Annotated in this window: 18 protein-coding genes; 7 read left to right on the forward strand and 11 right to left on the reverse strand. The window is 73.6% G+C overall.

The window, feature by feature from the left end:
• Nucleotides 1–154 precede the first annotated feature (154 nt).
• On the forward strand, nt 155–2644 hold the full coding sequence (locus tag ACFCV8_RS10510; protein WP_376684905.1) for an ATP-binding protein: 2490 nt from the start codon (nt 155–157) through the stop codon (nt 2642–2644).
• Here the strand turns inward: ACFCV8_RS10510 and ACFCV8_RS10515 are convergent.
• A complete protein-coding gene (locus tag ACFCV8_RS10515; protein WP_376684906.1) occupies nt 2641–3321 on the reverse strand; it encodes a 2-phosphosulfolactate phosphatase in 681 nt (226 codons plus the stop codon). The two genes, ACFCV8_RS10510 and ACFCV8_RS10515, sit on opposite strands and share 4 nt — an antisense overlap.
• A 67-nt stretch (nt 3322–3388) precedes the next feature.
• Nucleotides 3389–4060: an endonuclease NucS gene (gene nucS, locus ACFCV8_RS10520; RefSeq protein ID WP_376684907.1), complete on the reverse strand. Its 672-nt coding sequence runs from the start codon at nt 4058–4060 to the stop codon at nt 3389–3391.
• Nucleotides 4061–4330: 270 nt separating this feature from the next.
• Between nucS and ACFCV8_RS10525 the strand changes: the two genes are divergently transcribed.
• Complete coding sequence (locus ACFCV8_RS10525) at nt 4331–4723, forward strand: SCO5389 family protein (RefSeq protein ID WP_376684908.1); 393 nt, start codon at nt 4331–4333, stop codon at nt 4721–4723.
• 109 nt (nt 4724–4832) lie between these two features.
• Here ACFCV8_RS10525 and ACFCV8_RS10530 read toward each other — a convergent pair whose 3' ends face one another.
• On the reverse strand, nt 4833–5873 hold the full coding sequence (locus ACFCV8_RS10530; protein WP_376684909.1) for an LLM class flavin-dependent oxidoreductase: 1041 nt from the start codon (nt 5871–5873) through the stop codon (nt 4833–4835).
• A 212-nt stretch (nt 5874–6085) separates the two neighbouring features.
• On the opposite strand from ACFCV8_RS10530, the gene ACFCV8_RS10535 reads away from it, so the two are divergent.
• The gene (locus tag ACFCV8_RS10535) at nt 6086–6415 is read left to right on the forward strand and encodes an ATP/GTP-binding protein (RefSeq protein WP_376684910.1); all 330 of its coding nucleotides are present in this window, start codon (nt 6086–6088) and stop codon (nt 6413–6415) included.
• 7 nt (nt 6416–6422) lie between these two features.
• On the opposite strand, the gene ACFCV8_RS10540 is transcribed toward ACFCV8_RS10535, so the two are convergent.
• From ACFCV8_RS10540 to mce, 7 genes are all read right to left on the reverse strand, one after another.
• Complete coding sequence (locus tag ACFCV8_RS10540; protein WP_376684911.1) at nt 6423–7289, reverse strand: ABC transporter permease; 867 nt, start codon at nt 7287–7289, stop codon at nt 6423–6425.
• Nucleotides 7286–8422 (reverse strand): ATP-binding cassette domain-containing protein, encoded by a 1137-nt coding sequence (locus ACFCV8_RS10545; RefSeq protein ID WP_376684912.1) that lies wholly within the window; start codon nt 8420–8422, stop codon nt 7286–7288. Before ACFCV8_RS10545 ends, ACFCV8_RS10540 begins: the two co-directional genes overlap by 4 nt.
• Before the next feature lie 171 nt (nt 8423–8593).
• Complete coding sequence (locus ACFCV8_RS10550) at nt 8594–9373, reverse strand: ABC transporter permease (protein ID WP_376684913.1); 780 nt, start codon at nt 9371–9373, stop codon at nt 8594–8596.
• A 5-nt stretch (nt 9374–9378) separates the two neighbouring features.
• Nucleotides 9379–10380 carry an ABC transporter ATP-binding protein gene (locus ACFCV8_RS10555; RefSeq protein ID WP_376684914.1) on the reverse strand — a complete coding sequence of 334 codons (1002 nt, stop codon included), beginning with the start codon at nt 10378–10380 and terminating at the stop codon, nt 9379–9381.
• Between the two features lie 80 nt (nt 10381–10460).
• Nucleotides 10461–11399, reverse strand: coding sequence for a cellulose-binding protein (locus ACFCV8_RS10560; RefSeq protein ID WP_376684915.1), 939 nt, complete (start codon nt 11397–11399; stop codon nt 10461–10463).
• Between the two features lie 344 nt (nt 11400–11743).
• The gene (gene scy / locus ACFCV8_RS10565; RefSeq protein ID WP_376684916.1) at nt 11744–15604 is read right to left on the reverse strand and encodes a polarized growth protein Scy; all 3861 of its coding nucleotides are present in this window, start codon (nt 15602–15604) and stop codon (nt 11744–11746) included.
• Between the two features lie 203 nt (nt 15605–15807).
• Nucleotides 15808–16236 carry a methylmalonyl-CoA epimerase gene (mce, locus tag ACFCV8_RS10570; RefSeq protein ID WP_376684917.1) on the reverse strand — a complete coding sequence of 143 codons (429 nt, stop codon included), beginning with the start codon at nt 16234–16236 and terminating at the stop codon, nt 15808–15810.
• Nucleotides 16237–16369: 133 nt separating this feature from the next.
• Between mce and ACFCV8_RS10575 the strand changes: the two genes are divergently transcribed.
• Nucleotides 16370–17572 carry an acetyl-CoA C-acetyltransferase gene (locus tag ACFCV8_RS10575; RefSeq protein ID WP_376684918.1) on the forward strand — a complete coding sequence of 401 codons (1203 nt, stop codon included), beginning with the start codon at nt 16370–16372 and terminating at the stop codon, nt 17570–17572.
• A gap of 32 nt (nt 17573–17604) precedes the next feature.
• Nucleotides 17605–18564 (forward strand): methylmalonyl Co-A mutase-associated GTPase MeaB, encoded by a 960-nt coding sequence (gene meaB, locus ACFCV8_RS10580; RefSeq protein ID WP_376684919.1) that lies wholly within the window; start codon nt 17605–17607, stop codon nt 18562–18564.
• Nucleotides 18565–18890: 326 nt separating this feature from the next.
• On the opposite strand, the gene ACFCV8_RS10585 is transcribed toward meaB, so the two are convergent.
• Entirely contained in the window at nt 18891–19535 is a 645-nt protein-coding gene (locus tag ACFCV8_RS10585; RefSeq protein WP_376684920.1) for a PepSY domain-containing protein, read from the reverse strand.
• 120 nt (nt 19536–19655) lie between these two features.
• Here ACFCV8_RS10585 and ACFCV8_RS10590 point away from each other — a divergent pair, with 120 nt between their 5' ends.
• Nucleotides 19656–20318, forward strand: coding sequence for a response regulator transcription factor (locus ACFCV8_RS10590; protein WP_376684921.1), 663 nt, complete (start codon nt 19656–19658; stop codon nt 20316–20318).
• Complete coding sequence (locus tag ACFCV8_RS10595) at nt 20315–21760, forward strand: sensor histidine kinase (RefSeq protein WP_376684922.1); 1446 nt, start codon at nt 20315–20317, stop codon at nt 21758–21760. Before ACFCV8_RS10590 ends, ACFCV8_RS10595 begins: the two co-directional genes overlap by 4 nt.
• Nucleotides 21761–21768 lie beyond the last annotated feature (8 nt).

Genomic DNA, 21768 nt, shown 5'->3' on the forward strand with positions numbered 1-21768 from the left:
CCCCCGACTGTGCGAAGACCCCGTGCGACGGTCTAGGGTTCGGCCGTCCGCCGATTGACGGGAACCCACCGGGCGGACACCGGACCAGCGGCGACCGCGGGGCGTGCGAGGCCGGGAGGGGCAATCGTGCGCGACGCGTCTGGGGGCTTTGTCGATGGACCCGACACACCGGGGACCGGAACAGTACGGCCGGGACAACGACGGACCCGGTACGGGCCCCGGGCCCAGGCGGCCGGTGCGCGGCCAGCTGACCCCCGACCCCGGACGGCCCACACCGCCGCAGGCCCGTGTCGTCCGGCTCATATCGGGCGACTGCCTCCTCACCGTCAACCCGGTCGACGGCAGCGAGATCGAGCTCTGCCCGCCGGGGGAGCGCCCCGGCCCGCCCGCCCGGCGCACCGAGGCGGGGCGGGCCGGCCGTGAACGCGCCGCCGCACCGCCCGTGCCCCCGGGCCCGCCCGCCCCGCAGCTGCCCCTCCTGGAGCGCGCGCGGGAGCGCGAGCGGCTGGTGCGCCTGCTCACCCAGGGCCGCTCGGTGCGGCTCACCGGACCGGGCGGCTCCGGCCGCACGGCGCTGCTGGACGCCGTCGCGGCCGACTGCGCCGACCTCGCCCCCGACGGCGTCGTACGCCTCAGCGGCCACAAGCGCACCGCCACCGACCTGCTGTACGCCCTCTTCGACGCGGTCCACGACGCACCCGAGCACCGCCCCGACCGGGACCAGCTGCTCGACGCGGTCCGCCGCATCGGCGCCGTCGTGCTCCTGGACGACCTGGAGTTCGGCGGTGCCGCGCTGGAGGAACTGCTCGACGCGACCCCGGAGTGCGCCTTCCTGTTCGCGACGGTGCCCGATGTCGCCGCGCCCACCACGGACTCCCAGCTCGAGGAGGTCTTCCTCGCGGGCCTCGGCCGCGGAGCCGTGACCGAGCTGCTGGAGCGGGCCGTCGAGCGCCCGCTCAGCGAGGAGGAGCGGAACTGGGCGGGCGACCTTTGGTTCGAGTCCGAGGGGCTGCCGCTGCGCTTCGTCCAGGCGGCGGCCCTGCTGCGCCAGCGCGACCTGCTGCGCGCGCAGTCCGACGCGTACGACGAGGACGGTCCGGCGGCGGACCTCCCGTTCGGGTACGACCCGGACGTCGACGGCGCCCACATCCCGCTGCCCAGCCTCGGGGACGGCGCCGCCCCGGCCGCCCTGCTCGCCTCCCGGCTCAGCGAGGCCGCCCGCGACACCCTGCGCTTCGCGGTCGCGCTCGGCGGCGAGGTGCCGCACCAGGCGCATCTCCCGGCACTCGTCGGGGACACCCACGCGGACGCCGCGCTCGGCGAGCTGGCCGGCTGCGGGCTGCTCTCCCCGGCCGGAACCCGCTACCGGCTGGCAGCCGGGGTGATGACCCAGCTGGAGGCCGCCGGATACGGCGAGGACGCCACCGAGCGGGCCCGGACCGCGGCCCAGCACTACGCCTGGTGGGCCGGGCACCCCTCGGTCACCCCCGAGCGGGTGACGGCCGAGGGTGACGCGGTCCTCGCGGCGATGGCCCAGCTGGTGCCCGGCGACGGTGCCGGACAGACCAGCGTGGCCGTGCTGCTGGCCCGCAGCGCCGCCCCGGCCTTCGCGGCGGGCCTGCACTGGGGCGCCTGGGAACGGGCGCTGCGGATCGGGCAGGAGGCGGCCAGGATCGCCGGGGAGGTCGCCGAGGAGGCGTACTTCCACCACGAGCTGGGCGTGCTCGCGCTCCTCACCGGGAACCCGGACCGGGCCAGGGCCGAGCTGGAGACCTCGATCGGCATGCGCGGGGCGCTCGCCGACAAGTCCGGCGCGGTCGCCGGGCGGCGGGCCCTCGCCCTGGTCGCGGACCGCATCGGCGGCCCGCTGCCGGTGATCCTCACGCCGCCGGAGGGGGAGCTGCCGGCCGACGTCACGGCCCCGCTGCCCGCCGTGGCACCCCGCCCCGGCGAGCCCACCACCCGCGTGACGCCCGTCGTGGCACAGACGCCGTCCGGGCCGTACGCGACCACCGGGGCCCTGCCCCGGCAGCACGCCCCCAAGGCCCCGGCCAGGGCCGCCGAGGGCCGCTTCGCGCTGCTCGCCGGGGCCCGCCGGAATCTGGTCGCCACCGTCGCGGGCATCCTGCTCACCGGGGTGCTCGGCACCGTGGTGGCCCTCGGGCTGACCTCCGGCGACGACGACGTCCAGGGCAACCAGGACGTCACGACGGAGCAGACGCAGAGCCAGGAGGAGGGCGAGGAGGAGACCCCGGCCGACGGCCCGGCGGACGGCTCCACGCCCGGCGGCCCGTCGTCCGACGGCGACGTGACGCCCGGCCCGTCCGGCAGCGGCACCACGCCGAGCGGCAGCACCGGCCCGTCCACCGACCCCACCGGACCGAGCGACAGCCCGTCGTCGGACACCCCCTCCAGCACCGGGCCGTCCTCGCACAAGCCGTCCGGTTCGCAGAGCACGACGAAGTCGCCCTCGCCGCCGAAGTCGCCCAGCCCGACCCCCACGGAGCCGGAGACCGACTCCCCGACCCCCACCGACACGGCCACCGAGCCCGACCCGTCCTCGCCGGACACCTCGGACTCGGCGAGCGGGCCCTCCTCGGCGTCGGCGTCGGCGGGCGCGGAGGGCGAACCGGGGATCGCCTAGGCGGGCACGGCGTACGGGCGGAGGACCATCAGCGAGTCCTCCTCGGCCGCCACCATGGCGAAGGGGAACCGGTCGAGTTCCAGGCAGAGGGCGACGTCGTCCGGGTGCGTGCCCCGGCGCACGCCCTCCGTCAGCTCGGCGGCGGCACGCGATGCGGCGGCGCGGCGGAGGTACCCGGCCGGATCCGTCGCGGCCCCGGCGGCCCTGCGGGCGATGTACCGGGCGCAGGCCAGGTCCTCGTCGGCCCGCCCGTCCTCGCCCGTGACCACGTACGTGACGCCGTCGTGGCCGCCCTCCCGCAGCACCCGGGCCGTCGCCTCGGCGACCACGAAGCCGGCGCACAGCACCAGTGACGCGTCCTTCACCGCGAGGGCGCCGACCGTCCCCGCCGTGGTCTTCTGCACGACGGTCCGCCCGCCGAGGTCGGCGGAGCGCAGCCGCCCGGGGGAGTTGACCAGGTCGAAGCCGGGCGCGGGCGGGCCGTCCTTGAGCGCCGCCCAGTCCGGGTGGCGGGCCTTGAGCGCCAGGGCCTCGTCCAGGGAGCCGGCGAGCACGATCCTCGCGGCCCCCCGGGCGAAGGCCCAGGCGGCCACCGTGTACGCGCGCATGACGTCGACGACGACGGCCACGGACGGGGCTTCGGTCAGTTCGGGTATGCCGAGGAAACGGGAGTCCATCCGGGCATGATGAACCACGCCCGCCCCGGGCGGGGCGGGCGTGGTCCGTGCCGGAGGTCCCAGGGGGTCAGAACAGGCGCAGCTTGTCGTCCTCGATGCCGCGCAGCGCGTCGTAGTCGAGCACGACGCAGCCGATCCCGCGGTCGGTCGCCAGCACCCGCGCCTGCGGCTTGATCTCCTGCGCCGCGAAGATGCCCCGCACCGGGGCGAGATGGGGATCGCGGTTGAGCAGCTCCAGGTAGCGGGTCAGCTGCTCGACGCCGTCGATGTCGCCGCGACGCTTCAGCTCCACCGCGACGGTCCGGCCGTCGGCGTCCCGGCACAGGATGTCGACGGGGCCGATGGCGGTGAAGTACTCCCGGCGGATCAGGGTGTAGCCCTCGCCGAGGGTGTCGATCCGGTCGGCGAGCAGCTCCTGGAGGTGTGCCTCGACGCCGTCCTTGATGAGGCCCGGGTCCACGCCCAGTTCGTGGGACGTGTCGTGGAGGATCTCCTCCATCGTGATGATCAGTTTCTCGCCCGCCTTGTTCACCACGGTCCAGACACCCGCGCTGTCGCCGGTGCCTTCCTTGAGGGTGCAGGGAGGTGACATCCAGTTGAGTGGTTTGTACGCCCTGTCGTCGGCGTGGATCGACACGCTCCCGTCGGCCTTCACGAGGATCAGGCGGGGAGCGGAGGGCAGGTGGGCCGTGAGCCGGCCGGCGTAGTCCACGGAACAGCGGGCGATGACGAGACGCATGGTCGGCAACGCTACTCGACGACAGGGGTTCCACGCGATTCTCCCCCGTCACGCCCGTCCCCCCGGTCACTGTCGTGCGGCACGGTTCGGGCTTGCCCCTCTTTGCGTGTCTTCGTTATTGGCCGGTTGTGTTCCCAATCTCCTGGTGCGGGCCGGACTGCACCCTTACCGTGGATGCAGGAGGTCGTCGTGCGTGTACGGTGCGTCGCCGCTCTCCGTCCCAGCCCGTAAGGCCCCGGCCCGGTGCCGGGGTCGCGAGAGGAGAACCCCATGTCGCTCGACGTCTCACCGGCGCTGTTGGAACAGGCCGAGCGAGGCGAGGTCGACGAAGCAGAATTCGTCGACTGCGTCCGGACCTCCCTGCCCTACGCATGGGAGATGATCAGTTCGTTGGTGGCTCAGCTGAAGGTGGACGGCGGCGAGTTCGCCGACAACCAGACGCCGCCGCCCAACGAGCAGGCGCGTGGCCAGCTGCTGCGCGCCCTTGCGAGCGACGCGATCCGCGGTGCGCTCCAGCGGCACTTCGGAGTGCGTCTGGCATTCCAGAACTGCCACCGCGTGGCGGTGTTCCCGCTGGACGCCTCGGCCGACGAGCGGCTGGCCCGATTCACCTCGGTGCGGGGCCAGTTGCTCAACCAGTCGCCGGAGCTGCGGGACTGCTGACCGCGGCTGCCGTTCCGGGCCGCGGTGGCGCGTCCGCTTCCGGGGCGGCAGCTCCGCACCTCCGGCGAATCGTCGGCCCCGGGGGAGGGGCCCGTGCCTCCGGGGTGTGTCAGGTGAGCAGCGGGAGCACTTCCGTGCCCAGCCGTGCCACGTTCTCCTCCGTGCCCGCCAGGTCTCCCGAGCCCTCCGCCAGCAGCGCGAAGCGGGTGATGCCGGTGCGCTCGGAGGTGGCGGCGAGCCGGTCGGCGGCGAGCCGCGGCGGACCCACCGGATGCAGGCCGCACAGCAGCTCCGTGTACGCGACGGGGTCGCGCATCACCCGGTGCCGGCCGTCGACCGTCACATGGGCGCCCAACCCCTGGCGCAGCCAGCCCGGCATCGCCTTCACCAGCGTCTCCACCGCGTCCTCGGCGCGGTCGGCGATCTGGGCGACCCCGGCGGAGACGTGTCCGGGCGACCGGACGCGCTCCGGCGGATGGCCCGCCGCGAGCGCGGCGGAGCGCCACAGCGCGACCATGTCCGCCTTCTCCTGGTCCCCGCAGTGCATCCCGAGCAGCATCGGCAGCCCCCGCTCGGCGGCGAGCCGCACCGTGCCCGGCGAGGTGCACGCGACGACCACCTCGGGGCCGGGGGCACCCTCCCCGTCGTCGTCGAGCAGCTCGTCGGCGCGGGGGACCACGGCGACCTCGCGGAAGGCGTACCGCTCGCCGCGCCCGGCCACCCGGGGCTCGCGCAGCCAGTCCAGCAGCAGCTCCAGGGATTCCGGGAAGCCCTTCTCGTACGCCTCCAGGCCGCCGCCGAACACCTCCAGGTCCACCCAGGGGCCGCCCCGGCCGATGCCGAGGCTGAACCGGCCGCCGCTGGTGAGGTGGAGCAGCGCGGCCTGCTCGCCGAGCGCCACCGGATGCTGGGTCGGCAGCACGCTCACCGCCGTACCCACCCGGATTCTGCGGGTGCGGCCGAGCAGCAGCCCGGCCAGCGTGACGGCGGACGGGCAGGCCCCGTACGGCACGAAGTGATGCTCCGCCAGCCAGACCGAGTCGAGCCCGGACTCCTCCGCGATCTCGGCGGACCGGACCGCCCGGTGCAGCGCCTCCGCCGCCCCCTGCCCCGGAAACTGGGCGGCCAGTACGAACGTTCCCAAGCGCATCGCCAATTGCCTCCTTGTGGCCGACGCGGCTCTCCCCTGTAGAGCAACAACGTCCGACACGTGCCAAGGGCACGGGCCTGGGGCAAGTTGTTGCGATTTTCCGGTAACTCATCCCCTTCGGTGGGCCCGCCCGTGCGGTGCCGGGCCCCGGGTCCGCCGAATGGCCCTACGCTGGACGGGACCCCGTCCGGACTGCCCCGAGAGGTGTACACGTGTCCCCGCGCCGCAACCGCCCCCGAGGCGGCGAGAGTCCCCACGACAGCACCCCGGAGCCGGGGGGCCGGTACGGAGGCGGCGGGCGCGCCGAGGAGTGGCAGGGCGAGCAGTGGTCCGTCCGCCCGGTCAGCGGGGCGAGCGCGGCCGGGAAGCGCTACCGCTGCCCCGGCTGCGACCAGGAGATCCCGCCCGGCACCCCGCACCTGGTGGCCTGGTCCGAGTACGCCGGGATCGACGACCGCAGGCACTGGCACAAGGCCTGCTGGAACGCGAAGGACCGCCGCACCACACAGGTGCAGCGGTCCAGGAACGCGCCTCGCCACTGAGCCCGGTTCACACGTCCCGGCGGTCCAGCGAGAGGTACGCGGAGAACAGCGCCACGGCCGAGAGGCCCACCATGATCAGGACCGAGCCCCAGCCGGACGGCCCGGAGTCGGCGGGCGCGGTGTCGTACAGGACGCTGAGCTGGCTGGGGATCGAGTACTCGAAGAGCCACATCCGCAGGTCCTCGAGCGACTGCGACATCATGAACATGGCCAGTACCAGCGGCAGCAGCACCACACCGATCATGATCGTGATCGCTCCGGCGGAGTGCCGGACGAGAGCGCCGACCGCGAGCGAGAGCAGCCCCAGCGTCGCGACGTACAGACCGACCCCGACGGTCGCGTTCAGCCACGCGGAGCCGTCGGCGGATTCGCCGCCGATGATCGCGACCTGCAGCATCGCGACCACCGCGGCCGTCACGGTCGTGATCGTGAAGGTCAGCAGGAAGAAGACGATCGCCTTCGCGGTGAGCACCCGGGCGCGGCTGGGGCAGGCCGTCAGCGTCGTACGGATCATGCCCGTGCCGTACTCCGACGAGATGGTCAGCACCCCGAGCGTGATCACGCAGATCGAGCCCAGCAGCACCCCGAAGAAGCCGAAGCTGAGTACCGGGGTCGTGCCGATGTCGGAGTCGGTGGCGTCGACCGCGATGGCGGCCAGCACCCCGATCCCGACCAGCAGCACGATCATCACGCCGAGCGTCCACATCGTGGAGCGCACCGAGCGGATCTTGGTCCACTCGGAGGCGATCGCGTCGCCGAGGGTGGCCGCGCGCACCGGGATCGGCGAGGTGTACGCGTACTGCGGGGCGGCCCCCGGCACCGGCTGCGGGGCGTACTGCGGGGACGGTGCCTGCGGGGTCGGCGGCGTGGTCATCGGGTGTCCTCGCTGGTGTCGTGCTTGGTCAGGTCTGCGGTGGCCGTGGCGGGCCCGGGCAGGGGCGCCGTGTACGGGTTCTGGCCGGGCGGCGGCGGGGCGTACCAGTTCTGCTGCGGCGCCTCGGGGGCCGGCGGCTGCCCGTACTCCGGCTGCCCGTGACCGGGCACGCCGTGGCCGTGCTCCGGCGGCGGCTGGAGACCGGCCTTCTGGTCCGTCGTCGAGCGGTAGTCGACGACGGACTGGGTCATCCGCATGTACGCCTCCTCCAGCGAGGCCTGGTGCGGCGAGAGCTCCCACAGCCGGACGTCCGCCTCGTGCGCCACGTCGCTGATCCGCGGCAGCGGCAGCCCGGTGACCCGCAGCCCGCCGTCCGGCTCGGACAGCACCTGCCCGCCCGCCTCGATGAGCGAGGCGCTGAGCTTCTCGCGCCCCTCGGCCGGGCTGTCGGCGACCCGGACCCGGGCGAAGTCGGCGGAGTTCGCGGAGATGAACTCGTTGACGTCCATGTCGGCGAGGAGCTGACCCCGGCCGATCACGATCAGATGGTCGGCGGTGAGCGCCATCTCGCTCATCAGATGGCTGGAGACGAAGACCGTGCGGCCCTCGGCGGCCAGCATCTTCATCAGATTGCGGACCCAGAGGATGCCCTCGGGGTCCAGCCCGTTGACCGGCTCGTCGAAGAGCAGCACCTGCGGGTCGCCGAGCAGCGCCGCCGCGATCCCGAGCCGCTGCCCCATGCCGAGCGAGAAGCCGTTGGACCGCTTGCGCGCCACGTCCTGGAGCCCGACGACACCGAGCACCTCGTCGACCCGGGCGGCCGGGATACCGGCGAGCTGGGCGAGCGAGAGCAGGTGGTTACGGGCGCTGCGCCCGCCGTGCACCGCCTTCGCGTCCAGCAGCGCACCCACCTGGCGCGGCGCGTTCGGCAGGCTGCGGTACGGGTGGCCGCCGATCGTCACGCTGCCCGACGTCGGCTGGTCCAGGCCGAGGATCATGCGCATGGTGGTGGACTTGCCGGACCCGTTGGGACCGAGGAATCCGGTGACGGCACCCGGCCGCACCTGGAAGGAAAGGTTGTGCACGGCCGTCTTGGCGCCATAGCGCTTCGTCAGGCCGACTGCCTCGATCATGCTTCAGCCCCATCGACTCAAACTCTGTCGTCGGGGCCCCGGCCGAGCGGCCGCACGCCCCCGTAAGAGTTAGGAGGATATCCAGGCGCTGACGGTTCCGGCCAAGCCGTTACGGACGTGCATCGTTCCGGGGACGGCCCCGGGCCCCCCGCTCCCGCGGCCTCCCGCGCCTCAGGCGTCCCGCTTGCGCAGCACCAGATAGCCGCCGACCAGCGCGGCCGCGACCCAGGCGAGCAGAATGCCGAACCCGCCCCACGGCCCGTACGGGGCAGGGCCGCTGCCCATGGCCTCGGGAACCACCTGCATGATCTTGGACCCCGCCTGGTCCGGGAAGTACTGGGCGACCTTCTTCGCCCCCGGGACCACCGAGAGGATCTGGGACACCAGGAAGAAGAACGGCATCAGGATGCCCAGGGACAGCATCGAGCTGCGCAGCATCGTCGCCACGCCCATGGAGAAGATCCCGATCAGGCCCATGTAGAGGCCGCCGCCGATCACCGCGCGCAGCACATGCTCCGCGCCGATGGTCGTGTGGTGCTCACCGAGCAGCGCCTGCCCGAGGAAGAACGAGACGAAGCTGGTCGCCACCCCCACCACCAGGGCCAGCACCCCGGCCACCGCGACCTTGCTGAACAGGAACGCGCCGCGCCTCGGCACGGCCGCCAGCGAGGTGCGGATCATGCCCGAGCTGTACTCCGTACCGACCACCAGCACACCGAAGACGACCATGGCGAGCTGGCCGAGGGTCATTCCGGAGAAGCTGATCAGGGTCGGGTCGAAGGTGGCCCGCTCCATCTCCGGGAGGTCCCGGAACTGGGCATTCATCAGCGCGCAGAGCGCCGCGCTCATCGCGACGGTGACGACGAACGCCGAGATCAGCGTCCAGACGGTCGAGGAGACCGTACGGATCTTGGTCCACTCGGAGGTCAGGACCGCGGGTACCGATGCCATCGTCGTCACGCCTCCTTGCCGTCGCCGGCCGGGCTGTCGCCGGTCCGCGCGTTCCACTGGTCGCCCCACCGCGGGCCCGCCGGCGGTGGCGCCATGGCATGGTCGGAGTGCGCGTGGTACTCCACCGAACCCGCCGTCATCTGCATGAACGCGTCCTCCAGCGAGGCCCGCTGGCCGCTCAGCTCGTGCAGCGTGATCCGGTGCAGCGCCGCGAGCTCGCCCAGCGCCTCGGTCGTCGCGCCGTCGACCTCCAGCATGCCGCCGCTCGTCTCGACCACGACCAGCCCCTCCCCGTGCAGTACGTCGCGCAGCCGCTCCGGCTGCGGCGAGCGCAGCCGCACATAGCTGCGGGAGTTCTGGTGGATGAAGTCGGCCATCGACGTGTCCGCGAGCAGCCTGCCCTGGCCGATCACGATCAAGTGGTCGGCGGTGAGGGCCATTTCGCTCATCAGATGGCTGGAGACGAAGATCGTCCGGCCCTCGGCGGCGAGCGCCTTCATCAGGTTGCGGATCCAGTGGATGCCCTCGGGGTCCAGCCCGTTGACCGGCTCGTCGAAGAGCAGCACCCGCGGGTCGCCGAGCAGTGCCGCCGCGATCCCGAGCCGCTGGCCCATGCCGAGCGAGAAGCCCTTCGACTTCTTCTTCGCCACCGCCGTCAGCCCCACGGTGTCCAGCACCTCCGCGACCCGGCTCTCCGGGATGCGGTTGCTCTGTGCGAGGCAGAGCAGGTTGTTGTACGCGCTGCGCCCGCCGTGCATCGACTTGGCGTCCAGCAGCGCCCCGATGTGCTTCAGCGGCTCGTCGAGCTGGTGGTAGGGCCTGCCGTCGATCCGCACCGAACCGCTGGTCGGATTGTCGAGGTCGAGCATCATCCGCATCGTCGTGGACTTGCCCGCCCCGTTGGGGCCCAGAAAACCCGTCACCATTCCGGGCTTCACCCGGAAGGACAGCCGGTCGACGGCGACCTTGGCACCGAAGCGCTTGGTGAGTCCATCCAGCTCGATCATGCGTTCACGCTAGAACGGCCGCGCGCCCGGCGCCACCACACGGGCGGAACCGGGCGCGCGGACGGCGTCCTGCTACGGGGTCAGCGGCCCTGCTGGGCCGGGACGCCGCGGGTGACCGGCTCGTCGTCGACGGGCGCGCCGGCGGCGGCGACCGCGGCACCGGTCAGCGTGGCCAGCATCTCGCGGACGTTGGTCAGCTGCGCGTTGATCGAGTCGCGGCGGTTGGTGAGCGCCGCCAGCTCGCGCTCCGATTCGCTGCGGATGCGGTCGGCCTTGGCGTTCGCGTCGGCCACGATGTCCTCGGACTGGCGCTGCGCGGTCTCCACCGTCTGGCGGGCCCGGCGCTCGGCGTCCGTACGGAGCTTCTCGGCCTCCAGACGGAGCTGCTCGGCGCGGTGCTCGATCTCGGCGAGGCGCTTCTCGGCCTTGGCCTGACGGGACGCGAGGTCGCGCTCCGACTGGTCGCGGCGCTTGGCCAGGTTGGTCTCGAAGTCCGCGGCGGCCTGGGCGGCCTTGGCGCGGGTCTCCTCGAAGAGGGCGTCCGCCTCCTCGCGCTTCTGCGAGGCGTCCTTCTGCGCCTCGGCGCGCAGCGAGCTCGCCTCACCCTTGGCCTTCTCGACGATCCGGACGCCCTCGTCCTCCGCCTTCGCCTTGCGCTCGGAGGCGAAGGTCTCGGCGTCGTTGCGCACCTGCTGGGCGGCGGACTCGGCGAGCTCGCGGTGCTGCTCGGCGCCGCGGCGGGCCTCCTCACGCAGGTCCTTCGCCTCCTCCTCGGCCAGCCGGAGGATCTTCTCGACACGGGCACCGAGACCGGCGTACGACGGCTCCGCGTCGCTCACCTGGGCCTGGGCGTTCTGCGTTTCGAGGTGGAGTTCCTCGATGCGCTTCTCCAGAGACGTGATGCGGGTCAGGGCACTATCACGGTCGGCGACGAGCTTGGTAATGCGGTCATCCACCTGACCGCGGTCGTATCCACGTCGCACGAGTTCGAAGCCGAAGGGGGAGGAAGGGTCGCTCATGGGGTTCCTGTCGGATGAGACCGGTGAGGTGTTATAAGGGGAATCCTAGGGGCCGAAGCGGCGTGTCATCGAGCGGATGCCTTTTTGATCTGGAGAATGACACCTCTTTTGAGTGGCCGCCCCGCACAACCCTTGCCACCCGGAGGGCGGAATGGTCCAGCCGGGCGCGCGGGAACGGCCCCGAGGGGTGTCCCGCAATCCGTGGCCGGCGCACGACGACGGCCACGGCACCTCGCCGCGGTGCCGGAACGCCCGGACGCGCCCGGCATCCGGACGTCCCTCCGCCCTGCGACGCACCGCGTCCGACGCCGCGCGCCAGTCCACCGGGGGTTACGGGACACCGCTCAGCTCTCCGAGGACTTTCCACCCGACCGAGTGCCGGAACCGGCCCCGGCCTTGACTCCGCCGGAGGAACCGCCCGCTCCCTTGCCGCCGCCCGCCGGGGTCTCGAAGGACTCCAGGGCCTCCAGCACGTCCTGCACACGGGAGATCTCGGTGTTGATGTCCTCGCGGCGGCGCACCAGCAGATCGAGCTCGCGCTTGCCCTCGTCGACCGTCCGCTTCGCCTCGGCCTCGGCGTCGGCGCGCAGCTTCTCGGCCTCGCGGACCAGCGTGGCCTTCTTCTGCTCGGCCTCCTTCAGCAGCGACTCGGCCCGCTTCACCGCGGCGATCCGGACCTTGCTCGCCTCCGAGTTGGCGTCCGCCAGCAGCTCCTTCGCCTTGGTCTCCGCCTCCTCGCGCTGCTCCGTCGCCGCCTTCATCAGGTTGTCGACGCGCTCGCCCGCCGTCTTCATCTGCTCGGCGGTCTCCCGCCGGGCCCGGTCGTGCAGCTCCTCGATCTCGCCCTCCAGGCGGGCCCGCAGCTCCTCGGCCCGTTCCCGGATCGCCGTGGAGTCCCGGCGCGCGCCGACCAGCAGCTCGTCCGCGTCCGTACGGGCCCGCTCCACCAGGGTGTTGCCCTCGACGGTCGCCTCCGACGTGATCCGCACGGCCTCCTTGCGGGCCGCGCCGACCATCGTGTCGGACTGCTCCTCGGCCTCGGTGGCGACGCGCAGCGCCTCCTCGCGGGCCTTCTCGATGAGCTGGTCGGCCTGCTCCGCCGCGTCGGCCCGGCGCTTCGCCGCGGCCTCCCGCGCCTCGTCGAGCAGCCGGTCCGCCTCCTCGCGGGCCTCGGTGCGCAACTGCTCGGTCGCCGCCTCCGCCTCGGCACGGACCCGCTCCGTCTCCTCGCGGGTACGGGCCGCGTGCTCCTGGGCCGAGCCGACGGTGGCCGCCGCCTCCGCCCGCAGCCGCTCGGCCTCGTCCGCCGCCTCGCCCGACAGCGTGGCCGCCTGCTGCGTGGCCTCCCCGACCAGCGTGGCCGCCTGCGCGGTGGCCTCCTCGACGAGCCCGGCCGCCTTCGCCGTGGCCTCCTCGACGAGCCGGGTGGCCTCGCTCGTCGCCTCGCCGACCAGCCGGTCGGCCTGCGTCGCGGCGTCGGAACGCATCCGGTTGGCGTCCTCGCGGGCCTCGGCACGGCTCCGCGCGGCGTCCTGCTCGGCCGACGCCAGGGCGTCGGACGCCTCGGTGCGCATCCGCTGGCTGTACTCGGCGGTGTCCGCCCGCAGCCGCTCGGCCTCGGCGATCGAATCCGCGACCGTCCGCTCGGCCAGCGCCTTCGCGGCCTCGGCCTCCTCCCGCGCCTCCTGACGGACCCGGGCCGCATCCTCCCCGGCCCGCTCCCGCTCGGCGTGCGCGTCGGTACGGACCCGGTCCGCCTCCTCCTGCGCCTCGGACTTCGTCCGCTCCGCGGCGTGCTCGGCCGCCGAACGCAGCCCGGCGATCTCCGCCTCGGCCTGCTCCTGGAGCCCGCTGACCGAATCCCGGACCTGCTGGGCGGTCTGCTCCGCAGCGGTGACCAGCTCGGTCGCCCGGGTGTCCGCCTCCTCGACCAGGCGCTGCGCCTCGGTCTGCGCCTCCTCGACCCGCTTGCGGGCCGAGGCCAGCAGCTCCTCGCTCTGCTCGCGGGCCCGCTCGCGCTCCTGGTTCGCCTCGGCACGCGCCGCGTCGAGGGTCTCCGAGGACTCCCGGCGGCGCCGGTTCGCCTCCTCCTGCGCGGCGTCCAGCGCCTCGGCGGCCTCGGTGCCCACCCGCTCCGCGGCGGCCGCGGCCTCCGCGCGCAGCCGGTCCGCCGCCTCCTGGGCCTCGGACTTGAGCCGCTCGGCCTCCGCCGCGGCCTCGGAACGCAGCCGTACGGCGACGGACTCGCCCTCCGCCCGCGCCTGCGAGGCGTCCGAAGCGGCCTCGTCACGCAGCCGCTCCGCCTCCGCCTCGGCCTGCTCGCGCAGCGCGCGGGCGCGCTCGGCCGCCTCGGCGCGCAGCCGCTCGGACTCCTCGCCGGTCTCCCGCCGTACCCGCTCCGCCTCGGCACGGGCGTCGGTGAGCGCCTGCTCGGCGGTGACGACCTTGGTCTCCGCCTCCTCGCGCAGCCGGGCCAGCTCCTCGGCCGCCTCCGACTGCCGGGCCGCGACCGCGCGCTCGGTCTCCTCGCGCAAGCGTGCCGCCGCCGTCTCGGCCGCGGTGGTGGTCGAGGAAGCCTGCTCCTCGGCCTCCGTGCGCAGCTCCTCGGCCTCGGCACGGGCCCGCTCCAGGGCCTCCTCGGCCTGCTTGCGCAGCGCGCCGGAGCGCTCGGCCGCCTCGGCGCGGACCCGCTCGCCCTCGGTGCTCGCGGTGGCGCGCAGCTCCTCCGCGTCCGCCTTCGCCTTGGCCAGCAGCTCCTCGGCGCTCTTCGCGCCCTCCTCGAGCTGCTGGACGGCCTCGCGGCGGGCCTCGCCGCGGATGCGCTCGCCCTCGGCGACCGCCTCGGAGCGCAGCTGCTCGGCCTCGCCGCGCAGCCGCCGCGCCTCCTCCTGGAGCTCGACCGTCTTGGCCCGGTACTCCTTGGTGTCGTCCTTGGCGGCGCCCTTGAGCTGGTCGGCCTGCTCGGCGGCCTCGCCGCGCAGCCGGTCCGCCTCGGCCTCGGCCTCGCGGCGGATGCGCTCGGCCTCCTCGCCCGCCGCGCGGGTGGTGGACCGTGCGTCCTCGGACGCCTTGGTCAGCACCTCCTCGGCGCTCCGGGCGGCCTTGGCGAGCTGGGCCGCGGCGTCCTCGGCGGCGGCGGTGCGGGCCTTCTCGGCGGCCTCGGACTTCAGCCGGTCCGCCTCGCCGCGGGCGTCGGCGAGCGCCTGCTCGGCCTCCGCCTTCAGCGTCTCGGCCTCCTTGGTGGCCTCGCCGACCAGCCGGGCGATCTCCGACCTGGCGGTACGGGTGCGCTGTTCGTTCTCCGACTCGGCGGCGGCCAGCCGCTTGGCCGCGGCGTCCTTCGCCTCGGAGGTGACCTTCTCGGCCGCCAGCCGGGCCTCGCGCAGCCGGGTCTCGGCCTCCTGCATGTGCTGCTCGGCCGCCCGGCCCAGCTCGGCGGTCCGCTGCCGGGTCTGCTCGGTCTCGGCCGACGTCGACGTACGCAGCTGCTCCGCGTGGCTGGTGGCCTCGCGGGCCTGGGCGGAGGCGGTGTCGAGGAGCCGCTCGGCCTCCTTGCGCGCGCGCAGCAGGATCGTCTCGGCCTCGGCACGGGCCGACTGCGCCTCGGAGCCGACCCGCTGGCGGGTCTCCTCCGCGAGCCGGGCCGCCTCGGCGCGGGCCGCGGCCACGGACTGCTCGGCCTCCGCCCGGGACTCCTCGAGCAGTCGGCGGGCCTGGGACTCCGTGCGGGCCCGCAGCTGCTCGGCCCAGGCGACGTTCTCGTTGACGTGCGACTCGACGGTCTGGCGGCGCTCGGCCAGCTCCTGGTCGAGCTGCTGGCGCCGCTGCACGGCCTCGTTGTGCAGCTCGGCCTGGAGCCGGGCCTGGTGCTCGGCGTGCTCCTGGAGGATGCGCTGCGTCTGCGCCCGCGCCTCGCGCAGCTCCCGCTCGGCGTCGGTCCGCAGCTGGTCCGCCTGGATCTGCGCGTTGCGGAGCATCTGCTCGGCCTGGTAGCCGAGGTCCGCGCCGTCGTACGCGGGACGGCTCGCGAGATTGCGCCGAGCCTCGTGCAGCTTGGCGCGCAAGACCTCGACCTGGTAGCCGAGATCCTCGGCGTGCTGGACGGCCTTCTCCCGGTCGGTCTTCAGCCGGTCCATCTCGGCCTCGAACCGCGAGAGATGGTCGTCTTCAGCTCGGTGGCTCTCCTGGCGTTCGTAGCCCCGCACTGCGCGGTCCCATCCTTCCCCGAGCTCTCAACTTCGTTCGAGCGGGGGAGACCCCAACCCTGGTCGCAACTCTCCGACGAGTACCGTTCACCGGTGAACGGCCCCCGGGGGAATGGTGACAGATCAGCGGCTGGGGACGCGGCGCGGCCCCGACCCGGCCCCGGCCCGGAACCGCCCACTCTACCGGGCCAGGTATCCGGAGGTCAGTGCTCCGCTGCGGACGTGACCAGTTCGGTGAGGACTCCGTGGCAGTCCTTGGGGTGCAGAAAGGTGATCCTGGAGCCCATCGAGCCGGTCCTGGGCTCGTCGTACAGCACCCGGACACCCTTGTTCCGGATCGCCTCGGAATCCCCGTCGACGTCCGCGGTCCCGAAGGCGATGTGGTGGACCCCCTCGCCGTTCTTCGCCAGCCACTTGCCCACGGCCGAGTCCTCCCGGGTCGGCTCCAGGAGCTGGAGGTAGGAAGCGCCCCCGTCCGACGTATCGTTGATCTTGAGCATGGCCTCCCGTACGCCCTGCTCCTCATTGATCTCCGAGTGGAAGACCTCGAACCCGTACGTCGAGCGGTAGAACTCGACGGTCCGGTCCAGGTCGAAACAGGCGATTCCGATGTGATCGATGCGCGTCAGCATGGAACCAGTGCAGCGCCGCACGCACGGTTACGCAACGTGCGCGCCGTCACACCCGCTGCCGGATGACGGGCGGGGGACCGCTCAGTACATTCGAGTAAACCCTCGTTCACTTCTCACCCAAGGGGCGCCCCTCATGTCTGGAACGACCGACACCACCTCAGTGATCGTCGCGGGCGCGCGGACGCCCATGGGCCGCCTTCTCGGCTCGCTGAAGAGCTTCTCCGGAGCCGACCTCGGAGGCATCGCCATCAAGGCGGCGCTGGACCGGGCCGGTATCGGCGGGGACCAGGTCGAGTACGTGATCATGGGCCAGGTGCTCCAGGCCGGCGCCGGCCAGATCCCGGCCCGTCAGGCCGCGGTCAAGGCGGGCATCCCGATGAACGTGCCCGCGCTCACCGTCAACAAGGTCTGCCTCTCCGGGCTCGACGCCATCGCCCTGGCCGACCAGCTGATCCGCGCCGGCGAGTTCGACGTGGTCGTCGCGGGCGGCCAGGAGTCCATGACCAACGCCCCGCACCTGCTCCCGAAGTCCCGCGAGGGCCACAAGTACGGCGCGATCGAGATGCTCGACTCCATGGCGTACGACGGTCTGACCGACGCCTACGAGAACATCCCGATGGGCGAGTCCACCGAGAAGCACAACACCCGCCTCGGGCTGACCCGCGCCGACCAGGACGAGATCGGCGCACTCTCGCACCAGCGGGCCGCCGCCGCCCAGAAGAACGGTGTCTTCGAGGCCGAGATCACCCCGGTCGAGATCCCGCAGCGCAAGGGCGACCCGGTCCTGTTCGCCAAGGACGAGGGCATCCGCCCGGAGACCACCGTGGAGTCCCTGGGCAGGCTGCGCCCGGCCTTCGCCAAGGACGGCACGATCACCGCGGGCACCTCCTCGCAGATCTCCGACGGCGCGGCCGCGGTCGTCGTCATGAGCAGGGCCAAGGCCGAGGAGCTGGGCCTGGACTGGATCGCCGAGATCGGCGCCCACGGCAACGTGGCCGGTCCGGACAACTCGCTCCAGTCGCAGCCGTCCAACGCGATCCTGCACGCCCTGAAGAAGGAGGGCCTGGAGGTCGCGGACCTGGACCTGATCGAGATCAACGAGGCCTTCGCGGCGGTCGCCGTCCAGTCCATGAAGGACCTCGGCGTCACCTCGGAGAAGGTCAACGTCAACGGCGGCGCCATCGCGCTCGGCCACCCGATCGGCATGTCCGGCGCCCGGGTCGTCCTGCACCTGGCGCTGGAGCTGAAGCGGCGCGGCGGCGGTGTCGGCGCGGCGGCCCTGTGCGGCGGCGGCGGCCAGGGCGACGCGCTGATCGTCCGCGTCCCGGGCAAGTAGCCAATAGCACGCAACGAGCGAACGGAGCGGTGATGGTGGACGTCCCCACCCTGGTCGAGCAGGCACGCGCGGGCCGGCCGAGGGCCGTGGCCCGGCTGATCTCCCTGGTGGAGGGGGCGTCCCCACAGCTGCGCGAGGTGATGGCGGCGCTGGCACCGCTGACCGGCAACGCGTACGTGGTCGGCCTGACCGGCTCGCCGGGCGTCGGGAAGTCGACCTCCACGTCGGCGCTGGTCTCGGCGTACCGGCGGGCCGGGAAGCGGGTCGGCGTCCTCGCCGTCGACCCCTCCTCACCGTTCTCCGGCGGGGCGCTGCTCGGCGACCGGGTCCGGATGTCGGAGCACGCCTCCGACCCGGGCGTCTACATCCGCTCCATGGCCACTCGCGGCCACCTCGGCGGGCTCGCCTGGTCGGCGCCGCAGGCGATCCGGGTGCTGGACGCGGCGGGCTGCGAGGTGATCCTGGTGGAGACGGTCGGGGTCGGCCAGTCGGAGGTGGAGATCGCCTCCCAGGCCGACACCTCCGTCGTCCTGCTGGCGCCCGGCATGGGCGACGGCATCCAGGCGGCGAAGGCCGGAATCCTGGAGATCGGCGACGTGTACGTGGTCAACAAGGCCGACCGGGACGGCGCGGACGCCACCGCCCGCGAGCTCAACCACATGCTGGGCCTCGGCGAGGCGCGCGGCCCCGGCGACTGGCGGCCGCCCATCGTCAAGACCGTCGCCGCCCGGGGCCAGGGCATCGACGAGGTCGTCGAGGCACTGGAGAAGCACCGGGCCTGGATGGAGGAGCACGGCGTGCTCGCCGAGCGGCGCCGGGCCCGCGCCGCCCGCGAGGTCGAGACCATCGCCGTCACCCGGCTCCGCGAGCGCATCGGCGACCTGCACGGCGACCGCCACCTCGGCGCGCTCGCCGAACGCATCGTGGCCGGCGGCCTCGACCCGTACGCCGCCGCCGACGAGCTGGTAGCCGGGCTCACCGCCGGGTCCTGACCTCCGGGCGCGCTGGACGCGGCCGACGGCGCCGAACGGCGGCGGGAGCCACCGCTCTCCGGTACCCGGGCGACCACCCGGTGCCGCACGACGCGGTCCGGGCCACCGGCACGGGTGACTCCCGCCTCCTGGCGCACCGGCGGCCACCGCGCCGTCCGGGACGAGCCGTGGACCGACCGTTCCGGGGAGCACGGACGGTACCCCGTCGGCTGCCGTCGCCGCCGATTCCTGTCCCGCGCTCGATGACCCGTGTCGCCGTCGCGCGTCGTCATCACGCCCAGCCGGGCCGGAGGCGATGCTCCGACGTGTGAGTCGCGGGCCCGTGCTCAGTCCTCGTCGCGGTCGTCGTGGTGGTCGCCGTTCGGGTCGTCGTGGTCGTCGTGCTTCCGGTCCTGGTGGTCGTCGTCCACCCGGTCGGCCGTCACCTTGCCGTCGGCCGCGTCGACCTTCAGCTCGTGCTCCTTGCCGTCCTCTGCCGTGACCTCGACCTCCCAGTGCTGCGCCCGGCCGTCGTGGTCGTGGTCCACCGAGGTCACCGTCCCGGGGCGGGCCTTCAGCGCGGTGTCGACGGCCGCGTCCAGGGTGACTCCGGCCGGTCCGGACGCCTTCGGGTCGTGGTCGCGGTCGTCGTCGTCGGCCTTGTCCTCGTCGGTGTGCTTGCCGAGCACCTTGCCGTTGCCGGCGTCCACCGTCACGTCGTGCCGGGCCTTGTCGGAGCCGTACACGTCGACCTCCCAGACGAGCCCGCCGTCCTCGTCGTCCAGCTCCGCCTCGGTGGCCGTGCCCGGGACCGCCTTCAGGGCCGCTGCCACCGCCTCCTTCACGTCCACCTTCGCGGCATGGCCGCTCGCCACGCTGCTCCTGACCTCGCTGTCGTGGTCGTTGTCGTCCGCGAAGGCGACCGAGGTGGCGGCTGTGCCGCCCGCGAGCACGGCGGCCGTGACGGCGGCGATGACGATCTTGCGCTTCATGGGGTTCCTCCTGATCGGGTGCGCCGGTTCTCGACGGGAACCACCCTGCCGGGGCGATGCTGAACGCAGCCTGAAGCCACCTGAAGCCGTCTTCAGCTCCGGTTTGCGAACCTATGGGGCATGCGCCTGTTGATCGTGGAGGACGAGAAGCGGCTCGCGACGGCCCTGGCCGCGGGACTCACCGCCGAGGGCTTCGCCGTGGACGTGGTCCACGACGGCCTCGAAGGGCTGCACCGGGCCGCCGGGGGCGGCTACGACCTGCTGGTCCTCGACATCATGCTGCCCGGGATGAACGGCTACCGGGTCTGCGCCGCCCTGCGCGCCGCCGGGGACGACACGCCGATCCTGGTGCTGACCGCGAAGGACGGCGAGTACGACGAGGCCGAGGGCCTGGACACCGGCGCCGACGACTACCTGACCAAGCCCTTCTCGTACGTCGTGCTGCTGGCCAGGATCAGGGCGCTGCTGCGGCGCCGCGGGGGCGGTTCCGGCTCTCCGGTGCTCACGGTCGGCGCCCTGCGGATGGACACCGCGGCCCGCCGCGTCCACCTCGACGACGCCGAGATCACCCTCACCGCCAAGGAGTTCGCGGTGCTGGAACAGCTCGCGCTGCGCCCCGGCGAGGTGGTGAGCAAGGCGGACATCCTGGAGCACGTCTGGGACTTCGCCTACGACGGCGACCCGAACATCGTCGAGGTGTACGTGAGCACCCTGCGGCGCAAGCTCGGCGCGGAGACCATCCGCACGGTGCGCGGCGCCGGATACCGCCTGGAGGCACGGTGAGATCCGTACGGGCCAGGGCCGCGCTCGGCGCCACCGCGGTGGTGGCGCTCGCCCTGGTCGGCGCCGGGATCGCCGTGCTGCTCGTGCTGCGCGCCCACCTCACCGGCCAGGCGGGGCTCCAGGCCGAGGTGGTGGCCCGGGAGGTGGCCGGGCAGCTGGCCCTCGGCGTGCCGTACGACGGCCTGGAGACGCGCGACGAGGAGGACCACCCGGTCCAGGTGACCGACGACGAGGGGCGGGTGGTCGCCGTCTCCAAGGACCTCCAGGCGATCACCGGCACCGGCACCGACCGTGTCACCCCCGTCCGTCCGCCGCTCACCGGCGGCTCCACGGGCTCCGGCGACGACCGCGATGACGACGACGGCTCCGCCGCCCCCGCCCCCGGCCGCGGCGAGGTCGACTCCGACGACGCGGACTTCGGCAACGGCACCGCCACCGTGGACGGCGAGCGCGCCGACTACCGCTTCGCCTCCGTCCGGGCCACCACCCCCGGCGGGGAGACCCTGACCGTCCACGCGGGCGCCCCGCTCGCCTCCGAGCAGCAGGCCGTGGGCACCGTGCGCGACTCGATGCTGGCCGGGCTGCCGGTGGTGCTGCTCGTCGTCGCCGGGGTGACCTGGCTGGTGACCCGGCGGGCGCTGCGCCCGGTCGAGGGCATCCGGCGGGAGATGGCCGCGATCACCGCCTCCGAGGACCTGGGCCGACGGGTGCCCGAGCCCGGCTCGGGCGACGAGATCGCCCGGCTGGCCCGGACCACCAACGAGACCCTGGCGGCCCTGGAGTCCTCGGTGGAGCGGCAGCGGCGCTTCGTCGCCGACGCCTCGCACGAGCTGCGCAGCCCGATCGCCTCCCTGCGCACCCAGCTGGAGGTGGCCGAGGCCCATCCGGAGCTGCTGGACCTGCCGGGCGCGGTCGCCGACACCGTACGGCTCCAGACGCTCGCCGCCGATCTGCTGCTGCTGGCCCGGCTGGACGCGGGGGAGCGGCCCGGCGGTACGCGGGTGGACCTGGGGCGGCTGGTGCGCGAGGAGGTGGCCCGGCGGACGGGGGACCGGATCGCGGTGACGGTATCGGTCCCCGAGGGGGAGCGGTTCGAAGTGACCGGTTCGCGCGGACAGCTGGCGCGGGTGCTCGGCAATCTGCTGGACAACGCGGAGCGCCACGCGCGCGGCGCGGTGACGGTCGAGGTGCGGGCGGCGGAGCGGGGCGGGGTGGCCGTGTCCGTCAGCGACGACGGGGCGGGGGTCCCGCCCGGTCAGCGGGAGCGGATCTTCGAGCGTTTCGTACGGCTCGACGACGCCCGCAGCCGGGACGAGGGCGGTGCGGGGCTGGGCCTGGCCATCGCCCGGGACGTCGCCGTCCGGCACGGCGGCGGGCTGACGGCCGGCGACGCGCCGGAGGGCGGCGCCCGCTTCGAGCTCCGGCTGCCCGGAGCCGGCTGAGGCCGCCC

It is taken from the genome of Streptomyces sp. NPDC056347 (genome assembly GCF_042262625.1).
In the GTDB taxonomy this organism is placed as follows: domain Bacteria; phylum Actinomycetota; class Actinomycetes; order Streptomycetales; family Streptomycetaceae; genus Streptomyces.

Coding starts and splice junctions, on each gene's coding strand:
- ACFCV8_RS10510 (WP_376684905.1), top strand. CDS start 155: ATGGACCCGACACACCGGGGACCGGAACAGTACGGCCGGGACAACGAC.
- ACFCV8_RS10515 (WP_376684906.1), bottom strand. CDS start 3,321: ATGGACTCCCGTTTCCTCGGCATACCCGAACTGACCGAAGCCCCGTCC.
- nucS (WP_376684907.1), bottom strand. CDS start 4,060: ATGCGTCTCGTCATCGCCCGCTGTTCCGTGGACTACGCCGGCCGGCTC.
- ACFCV8_RS10525 (WP_376684908.1), top strand. CDS start 4,331: ATGTCGCTCGACGTCTCACCGGCGCTGTTGGAACAGGCCGAGCGAGGC.
- ACFCV8_RS10530 (WP_376684909.1), bottom strand. CDS start 5,873: ATGCGCTTGGGAACGTTCGTACTGGCCGCCCAGTTTCCGGGGCAGGGG.
- ACFCV8_RS10540 (WP_376684911.1), bottom strand. CDS start 7,289: ATGACCACGCCGCCGACCCCGCAGGCACCGTCCCCGCAGTACGCCCCG.
- ACFCV8_RS10545 (WP_376684912.1), bottom strand. CDS start 8,422: ATGATCGAGGCAGTCGGCCTGACGAAGCGCTATGGCGCCAAGACGGCC.
- ACFCV8_RS10550 (WP_376684913.1), bottom strand. CDS start 9,373: ATGGCATCGGTACCCGCGGTCCTGACCTCCGAGTGGACCAAGATCCGT.
- ACFCV8_RS10555 (WP_376684914.1), bottom strand. CDS start 10,380: ATGATCGAGCTGGATGGACTCACCAAGCGCTTCGGTGCCAAGGTCGCC.
- ACFCV8_RS10560 (WP_376684915.1), bottom strand. CDS start 11,399: ATGAGCGACCCTTCCTCCCCCTTCGGCTTCGAACTCGTGCGACGTGGA.
- mce (WP_376684917.1), bottom strand. CDS start 16,236: ATGCTGACGCGCATCGATCACATCGGAATCGCCTGTTTCGACCTGGAC.
- ACFCV8_RS10575 (WP_376684918.1), top strand. CDS start 16,370: ATGTCTGGAACGACCGACACCACCTCAGTGATCGTCGCGGGCGCGCGG.
- meaB (WP_376684919.1), top strand. CDS start 17,605: ATGGTGGACGTCCCCACCCTGGTCGAGCAGGCACGCGCGGGCCGGCCG.
- ACFCV8_RS10585 (WP_376684920.1), bottom strand. CDS start 19,535: ATGAAGCGCAAGATCGTCATCGCCGCCGTCACGGCCGCCGTGCTCGCG.
- ACFCV8_RS10590 (WP_376684921.1), top strand. CDS start 19,656: ATGCGCCTGTTGATCGTGGAGGACGAGAAGCGGCTCGCGACGGCCCTG.